We start from the raw sequence: 17,679 nt of genomic DNA, 5'->3' as shown, positions 1-17,679 counted from the left end.
ATATCCAATTAAAGGAGTCTATCCGCAGTTCGATTGTAAATGGAGATTTAAAGTTTGGTGATAAAATACCAACAGAATTAGAGTTGAGCGAAGAATATAAAATTAGCAGGATTACGGTAAGAAAAGCCATTGTCGAATTAGTGGAAGAGGGCTACCTTGTAAAAAGACAGGGTAAAGGGACATTCGTAAATAAAAGGAAAATTGAAAGGAAGATTGTCCATTTTTTAAGCTTTAGTGATGCTTGTAAAGCGAACGGATTAAAAGCGAGCAGTAAAGTCATTAAAAAAGAAATTATCCAGCCAACATCAAAGGATCAAACAATGCTCCAGCTTGAGGATGGAGATGCGCTGTTATTTATCCAGAGAGTCCGATATGCCGGCGATTCGCCAATCATGATTGAAAACAACTATTTTTCCTATAAAGAATATCACTCTTTATTAAATGAAAATTTAGATGGCTCCATCTATAAGATATTGGAAGAAAAGCTGGGCGTAAAACCAGCCGGTTCAAGCGAACTTTCCTTGGAGATTGTCAGGGCAGGCGATGAAGAAATGGAGCTGCTCAATATCGCAAGCGGCGAACCCCTCTTTTTCATGGATACAACGGTCACTGATGAGAACGGCCAGCCTGTCCATAGAGGAAAACAGTATATATTAGGGGACAGCTATAAATTTATCTTGAAGCAATAATTATTTGAAAGCGCTTTGATATTCTGAAATAATGAAAAGCCGAGATCCTTCTCGGCTTTTTATATTAATTAGAAAGCTTTTCTTTATACTTTTTTAATTTATAAATAATAGTAGGCTGACTGAGGCCTAAATATTCCGCCATTTCATAGGTGGTTTTGCACTCTCTGTACGCTTTTGTTAACAACTCGATTTCTACTTCCTCCAGCACTTCTTTTAAATTCCTTTTTTCGATACGCTCCTTCGCAAGAACCCATGTGGAATCCTGCATATTTTTCTTAAAGTCAAAAGGAAGATGTTCCGGCAAAATCATATCCTCTTCAATCGTCAGGATAAGCCGTTCCAGCAAATTCTCCATTTCACGGACATTTCCGGGCCACTCATAATCAATTAACAAGTCATACGTAGATGTGTGCAATTTTTTAGACTCGTTGTATTTGGCATTCAGTAATTCCAGGTAATGCTTTAACAAAATCGTTATGTCATCTTTTCTTTCCTTTAAAGAAGGGATGTGAATCGGAATGACATTTAAACGGTAGTAAAGGTCCAAGCGGAATTTTCCCTCGTCGACCATCCGCTTCAGGTTTTGGTTCGTAGCCGTGATCAGTCGGAAATTAACTTGGCGTTCCTTTTTTCCTCCGATTCGCAGGAACTTTCTTTCTTGGAGAACTTTTAGCAATTTTACCTGCATGTTTAATGGCAGCTCGCCAATTTCATCTAAAAAAATCGTTCCCTGGTCTGCTAGCTCAATCAAGCCTTGTTTTCCTGATTTTTGTGCTCCCGTAAAGGAACCTGGCTCATAGCCGAACATTTCCGATTCAAATAACGCTTCAGGGATCGTGCTGCAGTTTACTTCAATGAAAGGTTCTTTTTGGCGCTCGCTTTGATCGTGTATATATCGGGCCAATGTACTTTTTCCAATACCCGATTCCCCTAAAAATAAAATCGCCGCATCAGTTGGAGCCACTCGCTGCAGGGTCTTAAAGATTTGCTTCATGCTCGTGCTTCTGAATAAAAGCGGCCGATCGCTGGCGTCTTTTTCGCGCAGCTCCTCTACTTCAGTTTGGAATCCTGCCACCTTTGATTCCAGCTGGCTGTATTGTTCCTGCAATTTCACAATCTCTGTTTGGTCCTGGCTGTAGCTGATCACTCTGATTAATCGTCCTTCCTGATTAAAAACAGGATAACCAGTCGACATGACGACTTTTCCTGACTGGGTATGCTGCATAATCCGAACAATTTTTTTCTCTTTTAAGACAAGGGCATTAATCGAAGGAGAGAGAATTCCTTCTTTTTCTAATTCATAGACAGACCTTCCGATATAGAAACCGGGTTCTAGCCCATACATGACCCAATGTTCCGGATTGGAGCGCAAAATGATGCCATTCTCATCGGTGACCGTAATGTTGTTGTTTGAGGTTTCAATGATTTTATCGAGCTCGAGTTTCACTTCATAGTTCATGAAAAACCCCTCCTTGATTAAATTTTCAATCAAATCGGACAATTAATCAATAATTAAATTAATGTTGATTAAAAATTAAATCAAATCTTTCCTGAAACAACGATTTTTCGGACTGAAAAAGTTGGCATGCTTTTTGCATTATAAAATAGCAAAACAACTTTTTGGGGAAGGAAGTTTAGAATATGGAAAATTACATCAAGGAACTAGAAGAATTAGATAAAAAGCATTTTTTACATCCGACTTCACCAATCCAGCAGCAGCAGGCTGATGGTCCCGGCTTTATTTTTACAAAGGGTGAAGGTGTATTTTTAGAAGATATCAAAGGAAATAGGGTTATAGATGGCATGTCTTCTTTGTGGAATGTAAACATTGGGCATGGCCGGGAGGAAATCGGAAAAGCAGCGATGGAACAGATGTCTAAATTAGCGTTTAACTCTTGTTTTTCAACCTACAGCAATGAACCGGCCATCCGCTTGGCGGCGAAGCTGGCAGAAATCGCACCGGGGGATTTAACGGCAACGTTTTTTACTTCAGGAGGTTCAGAATCGAATGATACCGCTTATAAACTTGCCCGGCATTATTGGATATTAAAAGGGCAGCCGGAAAAGAAGAAAATCATCACGAGAACGAAGTCCTACCATGGGGTGGCGATGGGGGCAACGAGCGCAACAGGTTTAAAGCCGTTCCGGGATTTTACGAACTCATTAGCTCCTGACTTTTATTATGTGGATCATTTTTCAACGTCCGCATTACGCGAGTTAATCGAAATAGAAGGCGCTGACACAATTGCCGCTTTTGTCGCTGAACCTGTTCAGGGTGCCGGCGGTGTTCATATCGCACCTGAACACTATTTCAAAGAGATCCGGGAGATTTGCGACCAATACGGGATATTATGGATTACCGATGAAGTGATAACCGGATTTGGACGGACAGGCACCTATTTTGGAATCGAGCATTATGGCGTTGTGCCAGATATGATGTGCTTTGCAAAAGGCGTAACAAGCGGCTATGCACAGCTTGGCGGTGTGATGATTTCGGAAAAAATGCACCAGGATTTTAAAGAGCTCTCCACAGGTACATTATTGCACGGGTATACATACAGCGGGCATGCGATGGCTTGCAGTGTGGCTTTGAAAAATCTTGAAATCATCGAACGTGAAAATTTGGTTGAAAATGCCAAGCAAATGGGAGCAGAAATGCTGGCCGGATTTAAGCAGCTGCAAAGCAAACATAGCATGATTGGTGAAGTTAGGGCCCTAGGTCTTATGGGGGCGATTGAAATTGTGAAAGATCGGCAGACAAACGAGCGTTTCGCCACTCCGCTCGCTCCACTGATTGTTTCGGAAGCGGCTAAAAGGGGAGTGGTAGTCCGTGCCGTCGTATTTGATGGCCAGGACACGATTGTATTTGCCCCGCCATTAATTATTAATCAAGAAGAAATGGAACAAATGATGACGATTTTATTAGAGACCTTATCGGCAGTGGAAAACACGATTAAGCAAGTCGAAGGTGTATAATATGCGATTGAGGAAATGACGGAAAAGAATGGATCGGGCCAGGCGTTTAGCCTGGCATTTTTTTGTTCATGAAATGCCGATTTTTGAATAGGATTGTAGGGGAAGGGTTGGCCGAGTGGAGATTGTTCTAAAAACGTAGAAAAAAGGTGAACAATTAATGACAAATCTCACTGTTTAAAATCTTGTTTTGGTGTTTAATAGGTGTTGTTGTCGAATTCAAGTATGCTTCAGCTGAATAAGCAACTAGTATAAATTGCCCAATTTACTGCCTTTTTGAAGGCTTGTTCTCATGGCCAAAAAATGGGCAATTTCTGCGGCGGCAGACTTCCAAATTTTATAAATAAGGCTTGTCGACAGGGGTTTGTAACAATGCTATAATGAATTCGGTTACAATATTCATAAGTATGAAAATTTTCAACATTGGAGGGGATAGACATGGAACTTTTGAATGTATATCAGAATAATTATCTGATAGTTTTTGTGTTCCTATGTCTTGGGGTGTTGCTGCCGGTGGTGGCGTTATATTTAGGTAAGCTTCTGCGTCCGCATAAACCTGATGATGCGAAGTATACCACATATGAGAGCGGTATTGAGCCATTTCACGATTCCCGTGTACAGTTCAATGTCCGCTATTATATTTTTGCCCTAATGTTTGTAATTTTTGATGTAGAGACGGTGTTTTTATATCCATGGGCGGTGGCCTATGATAAGTTAGGACTATTTGCATTAGTCGAAATGTTAATTTTCGTGGTTATGCTGGTAATTGGCTTAATCTACGCATGGAAAAAGAAGGTGCTAAAATGGATTTAAAATTGGACCTTTCACCAGAAGAAATGAAAGAATTAGAACGAAATGTATTTTTCGCGACGCTGGAGCAAATTAAGGCATGGGCTCGAAGTAATTCTTTGTGGCCAATGACATTTGGTCTGGCTTGTTGTGCGATTGAGATGATGGGCGTGGGCGGTGCGAATTATGACTTGGACCGTTTTGGTTCCTTTTTCCGTACATCGCCAAGACAGTCAGATTGCATGATTGTGTCTGGTACAGTGACGAAGAAAATGGCGCCGATTGTAAAACGTTTGTATGATCAAATGCCGGAGCCGAAGTGGGTTATTGCGATGGGGTCTTGTGCAACTGCAGGCGGACCGTATATTAAGTCGTACTCCGTTGTTAAGGGAGTCGATCAGATCGTTCCTGTTGATGTGTACATTCCGGGATGCCCGCCGAACCCAGCGGCATTAATTTATGGAATTAATAAGTTAAAGGAAAAGATTCGCTATGAGGCGAAGACTGGGAAGAAGGTGATCTAACCGATGAGCGGGGAAAAGGATCTCGATCAATTAAAGAAAGAGGCGGCTGAGAAGGCGAAAGCTGCGGCACTGGCGAAGCGTCAGGCGAAGGCGGCAGGGGAAGCGGCACCGAAACCGGCAGCCGAAGCACCAAAGCCGCCAGCGGATGAGGCGCCTAAATCAGCGGAACCAGCTTCATCTGGCGGGGATGCCGATGATTTAGCAAAGAAAAAAGCAGCAGCGGCAGCGAAGGCGAAGGCGGCTGCACTAGCGAAGAAGAAGCGTGAAGGCATTGTGGATGATCCAGTAGCTCCTGCAACAGAAGCACCAGCTCCGGCAGAAGAGACGGCCGCACCGCAGACCTCATCGAACGACGTTGATGATCTTGCTAGAAGAAAAGCAGAAGCAGTAGCGAAGGCAAAGGCTGCGGCAGCGGCAAAAAGAAAAGCCATGGAGCAGGCAGGTGACGCTGGAGCGTCACCGGCAAGCGATACGCCAGCGGCAGAAACAGAAGCCGGCCCTGATGATTTAGCGAAGAAAAAAGCAGCAGCCGTAGCGAAAGCCAAAGCGGCAGCAGCGGCGAAACGAAAAGCCATGGAGCTAGCCGGCGGTGAGGCCCCAACCTCTGATGCGGGTGACAGTGCACCAGCAGGAGATGATGCGAAAGCAAAGGCGGCAGCAGCAGCGAAAGCCAAAGCAGCGGCAGCAGCAAAAGCAAAGGCAGCAGCGGCAGCAAAAGCAAAAGCGGCCGTATCGGGTGGCGATACAGGAGCGGACGCAACCGATGATGAAAAAGCGAAAGCAAAGGCAGCGGCTGTAGCCAAGGCCAAAGCAGCGGCAGCAGCAAAAGCCAAAGCAGCAGCGGCAGGGAAAGCGGGCGATACAGCGCCGGCTGCATCAGAGCCTGCAGCACCGTCAATCAATCAGCCGTATTTAGATAAATATTTGAAGGTGATTACGGAGAATCTCGGTGCCGATGTTTTAGAAGATTCTTATATTAATAAATTATCCAAAGATGTTCCGACCCTTGTGGCAAAGCGTGATACATATTTTAAGCTGGCTCAGTTTTTAAAATATAATGAGCTTCTCGGATTTGACTATCTCTCTGAGCTGCACGGAACGGATTTTGTGACGCATATGGAAATATATGTTCACCTATTCTCATATAAAAATCGCCAATCGGTGGCGTTAAAAGTGAAGATAGACCGCGATGAACCAACAATTGAATCCTTGCAGCCGATTTGGGCAGGTGCCAACTGGCCTGAATGCGAGGCATATGACTTATTAGGAATTAAGTTTACCGGACATCCGGATTTGCATCGGATTTTGCTTGGAGAAGAATGGGTTGGCCATCCACTGCGTAAAGATTATGAACCGTATGATGTGGAGGTGTAACGGGTGATCAGAACAGAAGAAATGCTATTAAACGTCGGTCCACAGCACCCGAGTACGCATGGAGTATTCCGGCTTGTAGTTAAAATCGATGGTGAAATCATTACGGAAGCAAAGCCTGTCATCGGTTACTTACACCGCGGTACAGAAAAATTGGCCGAGAATTTGCAATACACACAAATTATTCCTTATACAGACCGGATGGACTATTTGTCAGCGATGACGAATAACTATTGTCTATGTCATGCGGTCGAAACGATGATGGGGATTCAAGTTCCGGAACGAGCAGACTTCCTTCGTGTCATGGCAATGGAATTGGGACGTATCGCAAGCCACTTAGTGGCATGGGGTACTTATTTGCTTGACCTTGGTGCGACGAGCCCGTTCATCTATGCATTCCGTGACCGTGAAATGATTATCAATATGCTCAATGAACTTTCAGGAGCGCGCTTGACCTTCAACTATATGCGTGTAGGCGGCGTAAAGTGGGATGCTCCGGAAGGCTGGGTGGAAAAAGTACGGGATTTTGTTCCCTATATGCGTGAGCAAGTAAAAGGCTATCATGATCTTGTCACCGGAAATGAAATTTTCCTTGACCGGGTAACGGGTGTAGGAAGATACACGAAAGAGGACGCGATTAATTATTCGTTGAGCGGTCCAAACCTTCGCTGTACCGGCGTGAAGTGGGACCTTCGTAAAGATGAGCCATATTCCATTTATGACCGTTTTGATTTTGACGTGGTCACCGAGGAAAGCGGCGACTGCCTGGCACGCTATAAAGTGCGCATGGGCGAGGTTTCACAATCATTAAATATCCTTGAGCAGGCATGTGAACAATTCCCTGCGGAAGGTGAAATTTTAGCAAAAGTACCGAAAATCATTAAGGCGCCTAAGGGTGAAGCGTTTGTCAGAATCGAATCACCGCGCGGGGAAATTGGCTGTTATATCTCAAGCGACGGCAAAAAAGAACCGTATCGCCTGAAGTTTAGAAGACCATCATTCTATAATCTGCAAATTCTCCCGAAATTACTAGTAGGCGAAAATATTGCAAACCTGATTGCTATATTAGGGGCAGTTGATATTGTCCTTGGGGAGGTGGACGGTTAATGGTACAAGATCTACTCCATTCAAGTCCAGGTTTGGCCAACTTTGCAATCTTCTTTTTACTAGGGGTTGTCTTGCTGTTAGTCGTATTAGGCTTCGTAACATATGGGATTTTAGCCGAGCGGAAGGTCATGGGTTACATGCAGCTCCGCCACGGTCCAAACCAGCTTGGCGGTAACTGGGGCTTATTGCAGACCGTCGCTGACGTTTTGAAGCTTTTACTAAAAGAAGACATTATTCCGAAACTGGCAGACCGTCCGTTATTTATCCTGGCGCCAGTCATTGCCTTTGCCCCGTCCTTCATGGTACTGGCAACGATTCCGTTTACTGATAAGTTTCAATTTGCGGATATCGGGGTGGGCTTGCTTTATTACATTGCGGTTTCTGGTTTGACAACCTTTGGTGCCTTGCTTGGCGGCTGGGGATCCAATAACAAGTACGCCCTTTTAGGCGGCGCACGGGCAGCAGCACAGATGATTTCATATGAAATCCCGCTTGTTATGTCCGTTCTTGGTGTCATTCTATTATCAGGAAGCTTAAATTTAAATGATATCGTCCATGCGCAAAAGGGCGGCTGGTTCATCCTGTTGCAGCCGATTGGCTTTATTGTGTTTTTTATTGCTTCGGTTGCCGAATTAAACCGGACGCCGTTTGACTTGCCGGAAGCGGAATCCGAGCTTGTCGCAGGATTTCACGTTGAATACTCCGGCTTCCGCTTTGCCTTCTTCATGCTTGCCGAGTATGTGTACCTATTTGCCATGTCTGCCCTGATTACAGTCGTTTTCCTAGGAGGCTGGCTGCCGCCATTTGCGTTCCTTGGCTTTATTCCAGGTGCGGTATGGTTCTCACTTAAATTCTGCGTGGTCATCTTTGTATACTTGTGGCTCCGCAGTACGCTGCCGCGTTTCCGCGTGGACCGTTTAATGGAGTTCGGCTGGAAAGTGCTGCTTCCTGTGGCACTAGGAAACATCTTCCTGACAGCCTTGATCAAATCATTATTTTTCTAAAAAGAAATCATTAGATCGTGTTTGAAGGTCGTATCGCCTAGCGATACACTGGACGCAATAACAATTTTTAAAAGGTAAAAGGGGTGAAAAACGTGCTTGGAATAGCAAAAGGCTTGAAATATACCCTAAAACAATTATCACGCGAAAAAGTCACTTATGACTATCCAAATAAGCCGCTTCCACTGCCGGACCGCTTCCGAGGGATTCAGAAGTTTTATCCGGAAAAGTGTATTGTGTGCAATCAATGTATGAACATTTGTCCGACTGAATGTATCAACCTGACAGGTAAAAAACATCCCGATCCGGCGAAAAAGGGGAAAATCATCGATACGTATGACATCAACTTCGAGATTTGCATCCTTTGTGACCTATGTACGGAGGTTTGCCCGACAGAAGCGATTATCATGACGAATAATTTCGAGCTCGCTGAATACAGTCGCGATATGTTATTTAAAAACCTTGAATGGTTGGATGAAAACGACGAAAACATACGGAAGGAGAATAAAGCATGACCTTCTCAGGCGAATTTCTCGCTTTTATGGGGCTCGCACTTGTGGCGATCATCGGCGGCGTGCTTCTTTTGAACCTTACCAGAGTTGTTCATATGGTCGTTGCCCTCATCTTCACGTTCGTAGCTATTGCCGGAATTTATGTGCTGCTTTCCGCGGAATTTGTCGCGGCTGTGCAAATCTTAATTTATTCCGGTGCGATTACGATCATTATGCTGTTTGGCATCATGTTAACGAGGCATAACGATGAAAGTGAATCAAAAGCAGGCAAATGGAGAAAGTTCCTTTTATTTTTAGGTGTGCTGGGCTTTGCTTTTGCCGTTTACCTTGGCATTTACAATTTTGATATTGATCAAGTTCCGACCACATTGCATGAAAACAACACGATGCAAATCGGTCAGGCATTGTACTCAAAACATATTATTCCATTTGAGTTAGTCTCTGTTTTACTTTTAGTTGCGTTGGTTGGTTCCATTGTCTTGGCGAAAAAAGAGGATAAGGAGGCGGATAAGGAATGAGTTCAGTTCCCGCTTCAGCCTTCTTGGCACTTGCACTGATTTTATTTTGCATCGGCTTATACGGTGCATTGACAAAGAGAAACACGGTTATCGTCCTTATTTCAATCGAATTAATGCTGAACGCTGTGAACATTAACCTGGTAACCTTCAGCAAATACGGCATGGCGCCATCGATTACAGGCCAAATCTTTGCCCTGTTCGCGATCAGTGTTGCCGCAGCGGAGGCAGCGGTCGGTCTTGCGATTCTTATCGCACTCTACCGCACTAAGAAAACCGTCAACATCGATGAAATGGACACAATGAAAAATTAAAAAAACCTTGGTGCCAGTCGCTTTCCCTCGGATTCGACAAGTTCGGGTGGTGACAGGCACGGATAGGAGAAAATGATGGAAAATGCATGGCTTATACCGCTTTTCCCGCTAATATCGTTTTTGATCCTTCTTCTATTCGGTAAGCGATTGAAGGAAGCGAGTGCGTATGTTGGGATTCTGCTTACGCTGGCATCGCTTATTTATTCGATTTTAGTGTTATTTGAGCGCTTTTCAGAGCCAACCTACGTCACGAAGTTTGACTGGCTCACAATAGGAGATTTTCATCTAACAGCGGGCTTTGAAGTGAATCAATTAAATGCATTAATGCTGTTTATCGTATCGCTCGTCAGTTTCTTGGTACATACCTATTCCAAAGGTTATATGCACGGAGACGAGCGCTTTCATGTCTTTTATGCTTACTTGGGATTATTTACCTTCGCCATGCTTGGTCTGGTGATTTCGCCAAACCTGCTGCAAACGTATATCTTCTGGGAACTTGTAGGTGTCGGTTCCTTCCTATTAATCGGTTTCTATTTCTACAAAGAAGAAGCGAAGGCGGCTGCGAAAAAGGCGTTTATCATGACCCGTATCGGGGACGTTGGCCTGTTTATCGGCATGGCGCTGCTCTTCTGGCAGACAAAAAGCTTTGAATACAGTGATATTTTTGCGGCTGTTGACGCGGGCCAGGTGTCAGGTACGATGATTACGTTAACGGCGATCCTGATTTTCATCGGGGCAGTCGGTAAATCGGGTCAGTTCCCGCTTCACACATGGCTTCCGGATGCGATGGAGGGTCCGACACCTGTTTCGGCGTTAATCCACGCAGCGACAATGGTTGCCGCCGGGGTATACTTGGTTGCGTCACTTTTCCCATTGTTCTCAGCAAGCCATACCGCACTTATGACTGTTGCCGTTATCGGCGGATTCACGGCGATTTTCGCGGCAAGCATCGGTCTTGTGCAAACAGATATTAAACGAGTTCTTGCTTATTCAACTGTCAGCCAGCTTGGCTATATGATGCTCGCGCTCGGTTCTGCGGGTTATGTGGCTGGTGTGTTCCACCTGATGACGCACGCGTTCTTCAAGGCGCTCTTGTTCTTGGCTGCCGGTTCTGTCATACATGCGGTACACACGCAGGATATCGAAGAAATGGGCGGGCTTTGGAAAAAGCTTAAGCTCACTGGACCGTTATTTCTAATCGGAACACTTGCAATCAGCGGTGTGCCGTTATTATCCGGTTTCTTCAGTAAAGACGAAATTTTAGCAGCGGCCTGGGAAGGGGGACATCCGGTTCTTTTCGTCCTTGCTTTAGTCGCAGCATTCTTTACGGCATTCTATATGTTCCGCTTGTTCTTCATGGTCTTCACTGGTGAAGCACGCGGCAATCAGAAACATGTTCACGAGTCACCATCTGTGATGACCTTCCCTATGATTATCCTTGGTGTTCTAGCGGTAGTTGCTGGTTATGTGAACACACCTTGGTTTGGTACCTTCCTAGGCGACTGGCTCGTTGACGGAAACGAAGCCCTAGCGGCACACGGACACCATGAAGGTCCCGTTTGGATTATGATTCTAGCAACCGTCGTTTCCTTGCTGGGAATCTACTTAGCTTGGTTAATTTACGGAAAACGCTCCGTTTCCCGCAACTGGCTGAGCGGCAGCGGCGACATGATGCATACCGTTCTATTAAACAAATATTACGTCGACGAATTCTATCAACTGACCATCGTCGTAATTACAAAAGGAATCAGCTACTTCTTGCGTTTCATCGATACCTTCCTTGTTGAAGGCATCGTCAAAGGCATCACCGGCTTTGTCCAAGGACTTGGAGCAACAGGTTCAAAAATGCAATCCGGCCAGGTGCAGACGTACGGAGCAGTGGCGTTTATCGGACTGGCGTTACTTGCGGTCATTTATGCACTAACAGGGGGGTACTTACGATGAACTTACATGCAATTCTTTCAATCCTAGTATTCTCCCCTTTACTAGGTATCGCCGTGTTAGCGTTCATGCCAAAAAATCAGGAAAAATCGATCAAGATCGTCGGCTTCTTGGCCACCCTGCCGGCACTGCTGATATCACTGGCAGCTTATGCTCACTATCTAGCAGGTAAGCATTTGAGTGATTTTTCCGTGTCAGTGGAATGGATTCATTTCCGCGGCATGAATGTCGAGGCGCCATACTTCGCTGTTAACTATGAGCTGGCGTTAAGCGGCTTCCAGCTGCTGTTAGTCGTGCTTACAGCGGTAGTGGCAACGCTCGCGTCGATTGCGGCCCGTTATGTGAAAAAAGAATGGAAAGGGTTCTTCATGCTGTTCCTTCTATTAGAAGTAGGCATGCTCGGCGTATTCACAGCGGAAAACTTAATTCTATTCTTCATTTTCTTCGAGGTTACACTCATTCCGACGTTCTTCTTAATCGGTAAATGGGGTTATTTTGAAAAAGAAAAAGCGGCCTACAGCTTCTTGATCTATAACGGTTTGGGCTCTGCGGTTCTATTAATCGTGATCATGATTCTGTTTGCCAAAACAGGCACAACTAATATCAATATTTTAAAAGACATCTTGGCAGACCCAAGTGCACCGGTATCTGGGGACTTAAAGCTTGGACTCCTCATCGCACTCTTGGTCGCTTTTGGAGTCAAATTACCGATTTTCCCATTGCACAGCTGGATGCTGCGTGTGCACGTACAAGCACCGCCGCCAGTCGTCATGATTCACTCTGGTATTCTTTTAAAAATTGGTGCGTACGGATTAATCCGTTTTGGAATGGGGCTATTCCCCGAACAGTTTGATACTCTTGCGACGCTGATTGCGGTCCTTGGGGTGATTAACCTTCTCTACGGGGCGTTCCTTGCGTTCATTCAAACAGACTTTAAAATGGTTTTGGCTTACTCGTCGATTTCTCATATGGGAATCGTCCTCATCGGACTTGCGGCAATGAATGAGGCCGGGGTTCAGGGAGCGATATTCCAAGTGATTTCACACGGTTTAATTTCGGCCTTATTGTTCTTCTTAGTGGGTGTGTTATACGAACGCACCGATACCTCTTTGATTGGAAACCTTGGCGGAATGGCGAAGGGAATGCCGGTTGCGGCAGGCTTCCTTTTAGCAGGGGCAATGGCCTCACTTGGTCTTCCAGGTATGTCCGGCTTTGTCAGCGAATTCATGGCGTTCCTAGGGCTTTTCAAAGAAATGCCTTGGCTTGCGGCCGTTGGTACGATTGGCATCATTATGACGGCAGCGTACTTGCTTCGCGCCGTGCTTGGCATGACGTTTGGCAAGTCACACCGCGAATTTACCGGCGTTGTTGACCTAAAAGGCGTTGAATTCGTGCCAGTGGTCGTTCTTATGTTGTTAATTGTGTTAATCGGTGTTTACCCAAGTGTTCTAAGCTCACCGCTTCAAGCCACACTTGAGACTATCATGCCAGGGCTGGGAGGGTGATGAAGGATGAGTTTTGAGACATTGAGTCAGTTTAACTGGAGTGTCATGACGCCGGAGTTCATCATCCTTGGTGTTGCTGCACTTCTAACGCTTTTAGATTTATTCATGCCAAAGGGGCAGGATCGCCGCATCCTCGGCTGGATTGGAATCGCGGCAATCGCGGCGGCAATGGTTTCTGTTGCAAGCTTAGCGGGCGGCGCTGTTGTTTCGATTTTGGATGATACTTTCCGCCTGGACAGTTTTGCGATTGCCTTTAAATTGCTGCTTCTTGGCGGTGCAGGACTGGTTATGTTCCTTGCTGTCAGCTATGAAGCAAAGGATGGCATGGAAGAGTACCGCGGCGAGTTTTACTACCTGTTCTTAACAGCGCTGCTCGGTGCGATGTTTATGGCCTCCAGCGGTGATTTAATCACGTTATTTATCGGATTAGAATTGTTATCTGTTTCTTCTTATATTTTAGCGGGCATCCGCAAGCATAACCTGAAGTCGAACGAATCAGCGATGAAATACGTCATCAACGGGGGAATTTCCACAGCGATTACGTTGTTCGGGATGAGCTATGTGTACGGATTAACCGGATCTACAAATTTACTGGCGATTGCGCATAGTCTATCAGGTCTAACTGACGGCCAGCATGTTTACTTGCTTGGTTTATCATTTTTGATGATTTTCGTTGGTCTAGCGTTTAAATTGGCTGCAGCGCCGTTCCATATGTGGGCACCGGATGTCTACCAAGGTGCGCCGACGCCGGTAACTGCGTTCCTTAGCGTTGTTTCCAAAACGGCTGGTTTTGTGATTGTCATCCGAATTCTGTTAACGGTATTTGGCGCTGCGACAACGAAGGGTCCAGGCTCCATGCCAATTTTGCTCGACATGCAGGACTATATCGCGTTTATCGCGGGAGCTACGATGATCATCGGTAACGTGGTCGCATTAAAGCAGTCGAACATTAAACGAATGTTTGCCTACTCCAGTATCGCCCATGCCGGTTATATCCTGGTGGCGTTAACGTCCTTATCGTCCAATATGTTCTATTCCATCTGGTTCTACCTGCTTGCTTACTTGTTCATGAACCTTGGAGCATTTGCGGTAATCCAGATTGTAACAGAAAAGACTGGCTCGGCGAAGATAACCGATTTTGCAGGCTTATACCGCCGTTCACCAGGATTGGCTGTTGTGTTGGGAATCTTATTGATTTCCTTGGCAGGCTTCCCAGGAACTGCCGGCTTTATCGGCAAATTGAACATCTTTATCGGGGCGTTTGCAGGTAATCCACATTATGTATTAGCGTCAATCATGATTGCGACAACAGTTGTGTCTTATTTCTACTATTTCGGCGTGATGACACAAATCTTCTTCCGCCCGGCAGAAAGCGAAGACAAGTTCAAGATTCCAGCGAGCATTCTTGTTGTCTTGATTGTCGCTGTTGTAGGAAGCGTGCTGTTCGGCATTATGCCAAATATCGCATTAGATTTTATGAACAACAACTTAGACATCTTGGCTGATTTTTTTAGCTGAGGTTTAAGTGGTTAAATATAAGGGGTAATTTATTGAAAAAGAAGAGGATGGGGAGCCTCTTCTTTTTTTGTGGCTGAAAGCCGGATGTTTATTTTTGTATAGGATCTGGGGTTTTATTTGCTTCCTCAAGCTCACTCTCTGATTGTGACTGGTCCATTTCCTTGCCGAGCTTCCGCATTTCCTCCATGTTACGTGCCATCGACCCATTTCTTTCTTCCCTCAATGCTGAAGCATGCTCAATTTCTCTATCAGGGAGATAATTTCGATCATTGATATCAGCGGTATGCCTTTTGTCAATCAAGATCAAGATTTTTCCTTCTTCCAGGGAGTTTCCATAGTATTTTGCTTCATCGTCCGGAATTCCCAGTCCTACCAGCGCGCCGGTTATTCCGCCAAGACCAGCCCCTGTTAACGCCCCGATTAAGGTTGCTGCCAGCGGACCTGCCGCGATGATTGGGCCAACACCCGGGATAGCAAGTGCACCAACTCCTACTAATAAACCTGTTACACCACCGACGGTGCCTCCTGTAATGGCTCCAGTGGCCGCCGCATCTTCAGCCGCCGCTCCTGTTTCATCTGTAACGTGATTCACATTTTTAAGATTTTTCCCGATCACGGAGATTTCATCTTTGCGGTATCCCTGCGCAATCAAATCCTCAACGGCTTCAATCGCTTCTTGTTCCGATGCGTAAACACCTGCAACCTTTTTTTCATGTCTGTCCATGTTTAGTTCCTCCTCTAAATTAATGTGTATATAGATTCTTAGAAATAAGCTGCCTTTGACATTATTTCGATAGATTTTCTTTTACTTTCCCATAAGATTCTCGTAATTTACCTTTTGCTTTATCCAGCTTGCCTTCTGCCACCTTGGAATGATCATCCGTTAATCGGCCCATTTGCTCCTTCGCTTCTCCTTTTACCTGATCAAAATTTCCTTTTACCCGATCTTTATTCATCGAACGTTTCCTCCTTTAGTTTTTATCATTTTCTTCCATTTTGTTCTCGGCATTTTTCATTGCTTCCTTCCCATTTTGCTTCGCATCTTCTACGGCGCCCTTGGCGTTCTCCTTGGTATCCTGATCAATCTGGTCCTTTTGCTCGCCGTCGCTGATCCCATTATCTTGGTCCACTCCATCACCACAGCCGGCTAAACCACCAAAGGTTAATAATGCAGCCAGCCCTCCCACGAGTAATCTCTTCTTCTGACTCATCCCTTTCAGCTCCTTTTGTCGGTTTTATCGTGCACAGATTGTATTCCCATGGGAAAAAGATTTGAAACCTCCCTTTTTCGAAAATTAAATTCCTTCGACTATATGTCTCTGAAAAAATAGTTTTAGCTGCTTCTACTCGATGGTTTTAAAAAAAATATCGAGGGTATTACAGTTATCAACCAAGATAAAAGGAGATGAATTCATGAATACACACGATATGATGCTAGGGTGGTATACCTACCTGGACAAGCTTCCAAACCTGCTATTTGCTCTTATTGTTCTGTTGATTGGCTGGGTCATTGCCAAATTTATAGGAAAAGGGGTGGAAGCGGGCCTAAAGAAAACAAGCTTGGATAATAAACTTTTTTCTAATTTCAGTAAGCGAAAATACTCTTCTGAAAAAATAGCAGGGAAAATTGTTTACTATCTTTTATTAGTTGTCGTTTGGATTATCTTTTTTAACATGCTGAGCTTGAGCTTTATTGCGACACCGCTGGTGGGAATGTTATCGGCGATAACCGGTGCGATTCCCAATCTTTTAAAAGCAGCACTGATTTTACTGCTTGCCTGGGCGGTGGCAACGCTCCTTCGTATGCTTTTTCATAAAGGGTCTGCCATGTTCCATTTACAACAACGATTAGTAAGGTGGAGGATGGCGGAATCAGAAACGAGTGCCCAAAATAAGATTAATAGTATCGCCAAAGCGCTGTTCTATTTTGTTCTTTTATTATTCTTGCCTGGTGTTTTGGGTGCATTGCAGTTGGAAGGGGTATCAGAGCCGGTCACAGGAATTTTGTCAGGCCTGCTTTCCTTTATCCCGAAACTGTTTGCAGCCGCACTTATCGTATTGGTCGGCTGGCTGATTGCGAAAATTGTCCGTGATATTTTGACTAATTTTTTAAGCAGTATTGGGACTGAGAAATTGGGTGAACGTTTTGGACTGAAGATGGAAGGGACGAGCCTTTCCATTATTGCAGGAAACATAGCGTTTATCTTAATCTTAATTCCAACGATCATCACTGCTTTAGAGAAACTAGATTTAAAAGGGGTTTCCGAACCAGCTGTTGCTATGCTTCATAACGTGGTCACACTGATTCCAAATATTGCAGTGGCCGTCATGCTGATTTTAGCTGGCATAACCTTGGGGAAATGGGTGGAAAAATTGGTCGCGCAAATGCTGTGGCGTTTACGTTTTGATCACTTGTTCCAGCAAATGGGGATTGGCTCCGTTAAGCCTGAGCAATCCAAGTACAGCTTATCGAAAATCGTGGGATTGCTGGTAAAAATAGTTGTTGTTCTCTTATTTACGGTGGAAGCCCTGCAAATTGTCGACCTGGACTTCCTGGTGACCCTGGCAACCGGAGTAATTGCCTATTTACCAATGCTATTTGCCGCGCTTGTGATCTTGGGAATTGGATTATATGTTGGAAATTTAGTAGAACGCATTTTGCAAAATATTTTAAAGAATACCTACTCCAGAACCTTAGCATCGTTCGCCAAATATGCCATTTTCACGATTACTGTCTTTATGGCATTAGACCAAATTGGCTTGGCCCATTCAATAGTCAATGCTGCCTTCATCCTTGTTTTAGGCGGATTAGCCTTAGCATTTGGCTTGGCGTTTGGTCTTGGCGGCAGAGATTTTGCTTCCAAGTATTTGCGGAAGCTGGACAATAAAATAGATCAAAATAATAGAATATAAGAGTTCA

At 44.8% G+C, this 17,679-nt stretch carries 18 protein-coding genes; 14 read left to right on the top strand and 4 right to left on the bottom strand.

Annotated features, from left to right (window positions below):
* A partial coding sequence (locus V7161_RS16655; RefSeq protein ID WP_335714084.1) for a GntR family transcriptional regulator occupies positions 1 to 689 on the top strand: 689 nt, incomplete at its 5' end.
* Positions 690 to 753: 64 nt separating this feature from the next.
* Here V7161_RS16655 and V7161_RS16650 read toward each other — a convergent pair.
* Positions 754 to 2,148: a sigma-54 interaction domain-containing protein gene (locus tag V7161_RS16650; protein ID WP_335714083.1), complete on the bottom strand. Its 1,395-nt coding sequence runs from the start codon at positions 2,146 to 2,148 to the stop codon at positions 754 to 756.
* Between the two features lie 182 nt (positions 2,149 to 2,330).
* Here V7161_RS16650 and V7161_RS16645 point away from each other — a divergent pair, with 182 nt between their 5' ends.
* From V7161_RS16645 to nuoN, 12 genes are all read left to right on the top strand, one after another.
* Positions 2,331 to 3,665 (top strand): aminotransferase family protein, encoded by a 1,335-nt coding sequence (locus V7161_RS16645; RefSeq protein ID WP_335714082.1) that lies wholly within the window; start codon positions 2,331 to 2,333, stop codon positions 3,663 to 3,665.
* Between the two features lie 435 nt (positions 3,666 to 4,100).
* Positions 4,101 to 4,475 (top strand): NADH-quinone oxidoreductase subunit A, encoded by a 375-nt coding sequence (locus V7161_RS16640; protein WP_223594863.1) that lies wholly within the window; start codon positions 4,101 to 4,103, stop codon positions 4,473 to 4,475.
* The gene (locus tag V7161_RS16635) at positions 4,466 to 4,975 is read left to right on the top strand and encodes a NuoB/complex I 20 kDa subunit family protein (RefSeq protein ID WP_223594862.1); all 510 of its coding nucleotides are present in this window, start codon (positions 4,466 to 4,468) and stop codon (positions 4,973 to 4,975) included. Before V7161_RS16640 ends, V7161_RS16635 begins: the two co-directional genes overlap by 10 nt.
* A 3-nt stretch (positions 4,976 to 4,978) precedes the next feature.
* On the top strand, positions 4,979 to 6,349 hold the full coding sequence (locus V7161_RS16630) for an NADH-quinone oxidoreductase subunit C (RefSeq protein ID WP_335714081.1): 1,371 nt from the start codon (positions 4,979 to 4,981) through the stop codon (positions 6,347 to 6,349).
* 3 nt (positions 6,350 to 6,352) lie between these two features.
* On the top strand, positions 6,353 to 7,453 hold the full coding sequence (locus tag V7161_RS16625) for an NADH-quinone oxidoreductase subunit D (protein ID WP_335714080.1): 1,101 nt from the start codon (positions 6,353 to 6,355) through the stop codon (positions 7,451 to 7,453).
* Positions 7,453 to 8,457 carry an NADH-quinone oxidoreductase subunit NuoH gene (nuoH, locus tag V7161_RS16620; protein WP_289987446.1) on the top strand — a complete coding sequence of 335 codons (1,005 nt, stop codon included), beginning with the start codon at positions 7,453 to 7,455 and terminating at the stop codon, positions 8,455 to 8,457. Before V7161_RS16625 ends, nuoH begins: the two co-directional genes overlap by 1 nt.
* A 92-nt stretch (positions 8,458 to 8,549) precedes the next feature.
* Positions 8,550 to 8,969, top strand: coding sequence for an NADH-quinone oxidoreductase subunit NuoI (gene nuoI, locus V7161_RS16615; protein WP_223594858.1), 420 nt, complete (start codon positions 8,550 to 8,552; stop codon positions 8,967 to 8,969).
* Entirely contained in the window at positions 8,966 to 9,484 is a 519-nt protein-coding gene (locus V7161_RS16610; RefSeq protein ID WP_335714079.1) for an NADH-quinone oxidoreductase subunit J, read from the top strand. The genes nuoI and V7161_RS16610 overlap by 4 nt, the downstream gene beginning before the upstream one ends.
* On the top strand, positions 9,481 to 9,795 hold the full coding sequence (gene nuoK / locus V7161_RS16605) for an NADH-quinone oxidoreductase subunit NuoK (RefSeq protein WP_223594854.1): 315 nt from the start codon (positions 9,481 to 9,483) through the stop codon (positions 9,793 to 9,795). Before V7161_RS16610 ends, nuoK begins: the two co-directional genes overlap by 4 nt.
* Before the next feature lie 72 nt (positions 9,796 to 9,867).
* Complete coding sequence (nuoL, locus tag V7161_RS16600) at positions 9,868 to 11,739, top strand: NADH-quinone oxidoreductase subunit L (protein ID WP_335714078.1); 1,872 nt, start codon at positions 9,868 to 9,870, stop codon at positions 11,737 to 11,739.
* Positions 11,736 to 13,241, top strand: coding sequence for an NADH-quinone oxidoreductase subunit M (locus tag V7161_RS16595; RefSeq protein WP_335714077.1), 1,506 nt, complete (start codon positions 11,736 to 11,738; stop codon positions 13,239 to 13,241). The genes nuoL and V7161_RS16595 overlap by 4 nt, the downstream gene beginning before the upstream one ends.
* A 6-nt stretch (positions 13,242 to 13,247) precedes the next feature.
* Entirely contained in the window at positions 13,248 to 14,759 is a 1,512-nt protein-coding gene (nuoN, locus tag V7161_RS16590; RefSeq protein ID WP_335714076.1) for an NADH-quinone oxidoreductase subunit NuoN, read from the top strand.
* 88 nt (positions 14,760 to 14,847) lie between these two features.
* On the opposite strand, the gene V7161_RS16585 is transcribed toward nuoN, so the two are convergent.
* From V7161_RS16585 to V7161_RS16575, 3 genes are all read right to left on the bottom strand, one after another.
* Entirely contained in the window at positions 14,848 to 15,483 is a 636-nt protein-coding gene (locus tag V7161_RS16585; RefSeq protein WP_335714075.1) for a general stress protein, read from the bottom strand.
* A 61-nt stretch (positions 15,484 to 15,544) separates the two neighbouring features.
* Positions 15,545 to 15,715 carry a CsbD family protein gene (locus V7161_RS16580; protein ID WP_335714074.1) on the bottom strand — a complete coding sequence of 57 codons (171 nt, stop codon included), beginning with the start codon at positions 15,713 to 15,715 and terminating at the stop codon, positions 15,545 to 15,547.
* A gap of 15 nt (positions 15,716 to 15,730) precedes the next feature.
* Positions 15,731 to 15,970: a hypothetical protein gene (locus V7161_RS16575; protein ID WP_335714073.1), complete on the bottom strand. Its 240-nt coding sequence runs from the start codon at positions 15,968 to 15,970 to the stop codon at positions 15,731 to 15,733.
* A gap of 202 nt (positions 15,971 to 16,172) precedes the next feature.
* Here V7161_RS16575 and V7161_RS16570 point away from each other — a divergent pair, with 202 nt between their 5' ends.
* Positions 16,173 to 17,672 (top strand): mechanosensitive ion channel, encoded by a 1,500-nt coding sequence (locus V7161_RS16570; RefSeq protein ID WP_335714072.1) that lies wholly within the window; start codon positions 16,173 to 16,175, stop codon positions 17,670 to 17,672.
* The last annotated feature ends 7 nt before the right edge of the window (positions 17,673 to 17,679 follow it).

The sequence above is a fragment of the Neobacillus drentensis genome, assembly GCF_036965425.1.
Taxonomy (GTDB): Bacteria; Bacillota; Bacilli; order Bacillales; family Cytobacillaceae; genus Neobacillus; species Neobacillus drentensis_F.
Note: the sequence above shows the minus strand (reverse complement) of the source record. Positions and strands in the feature narration are given on the sequence as shown.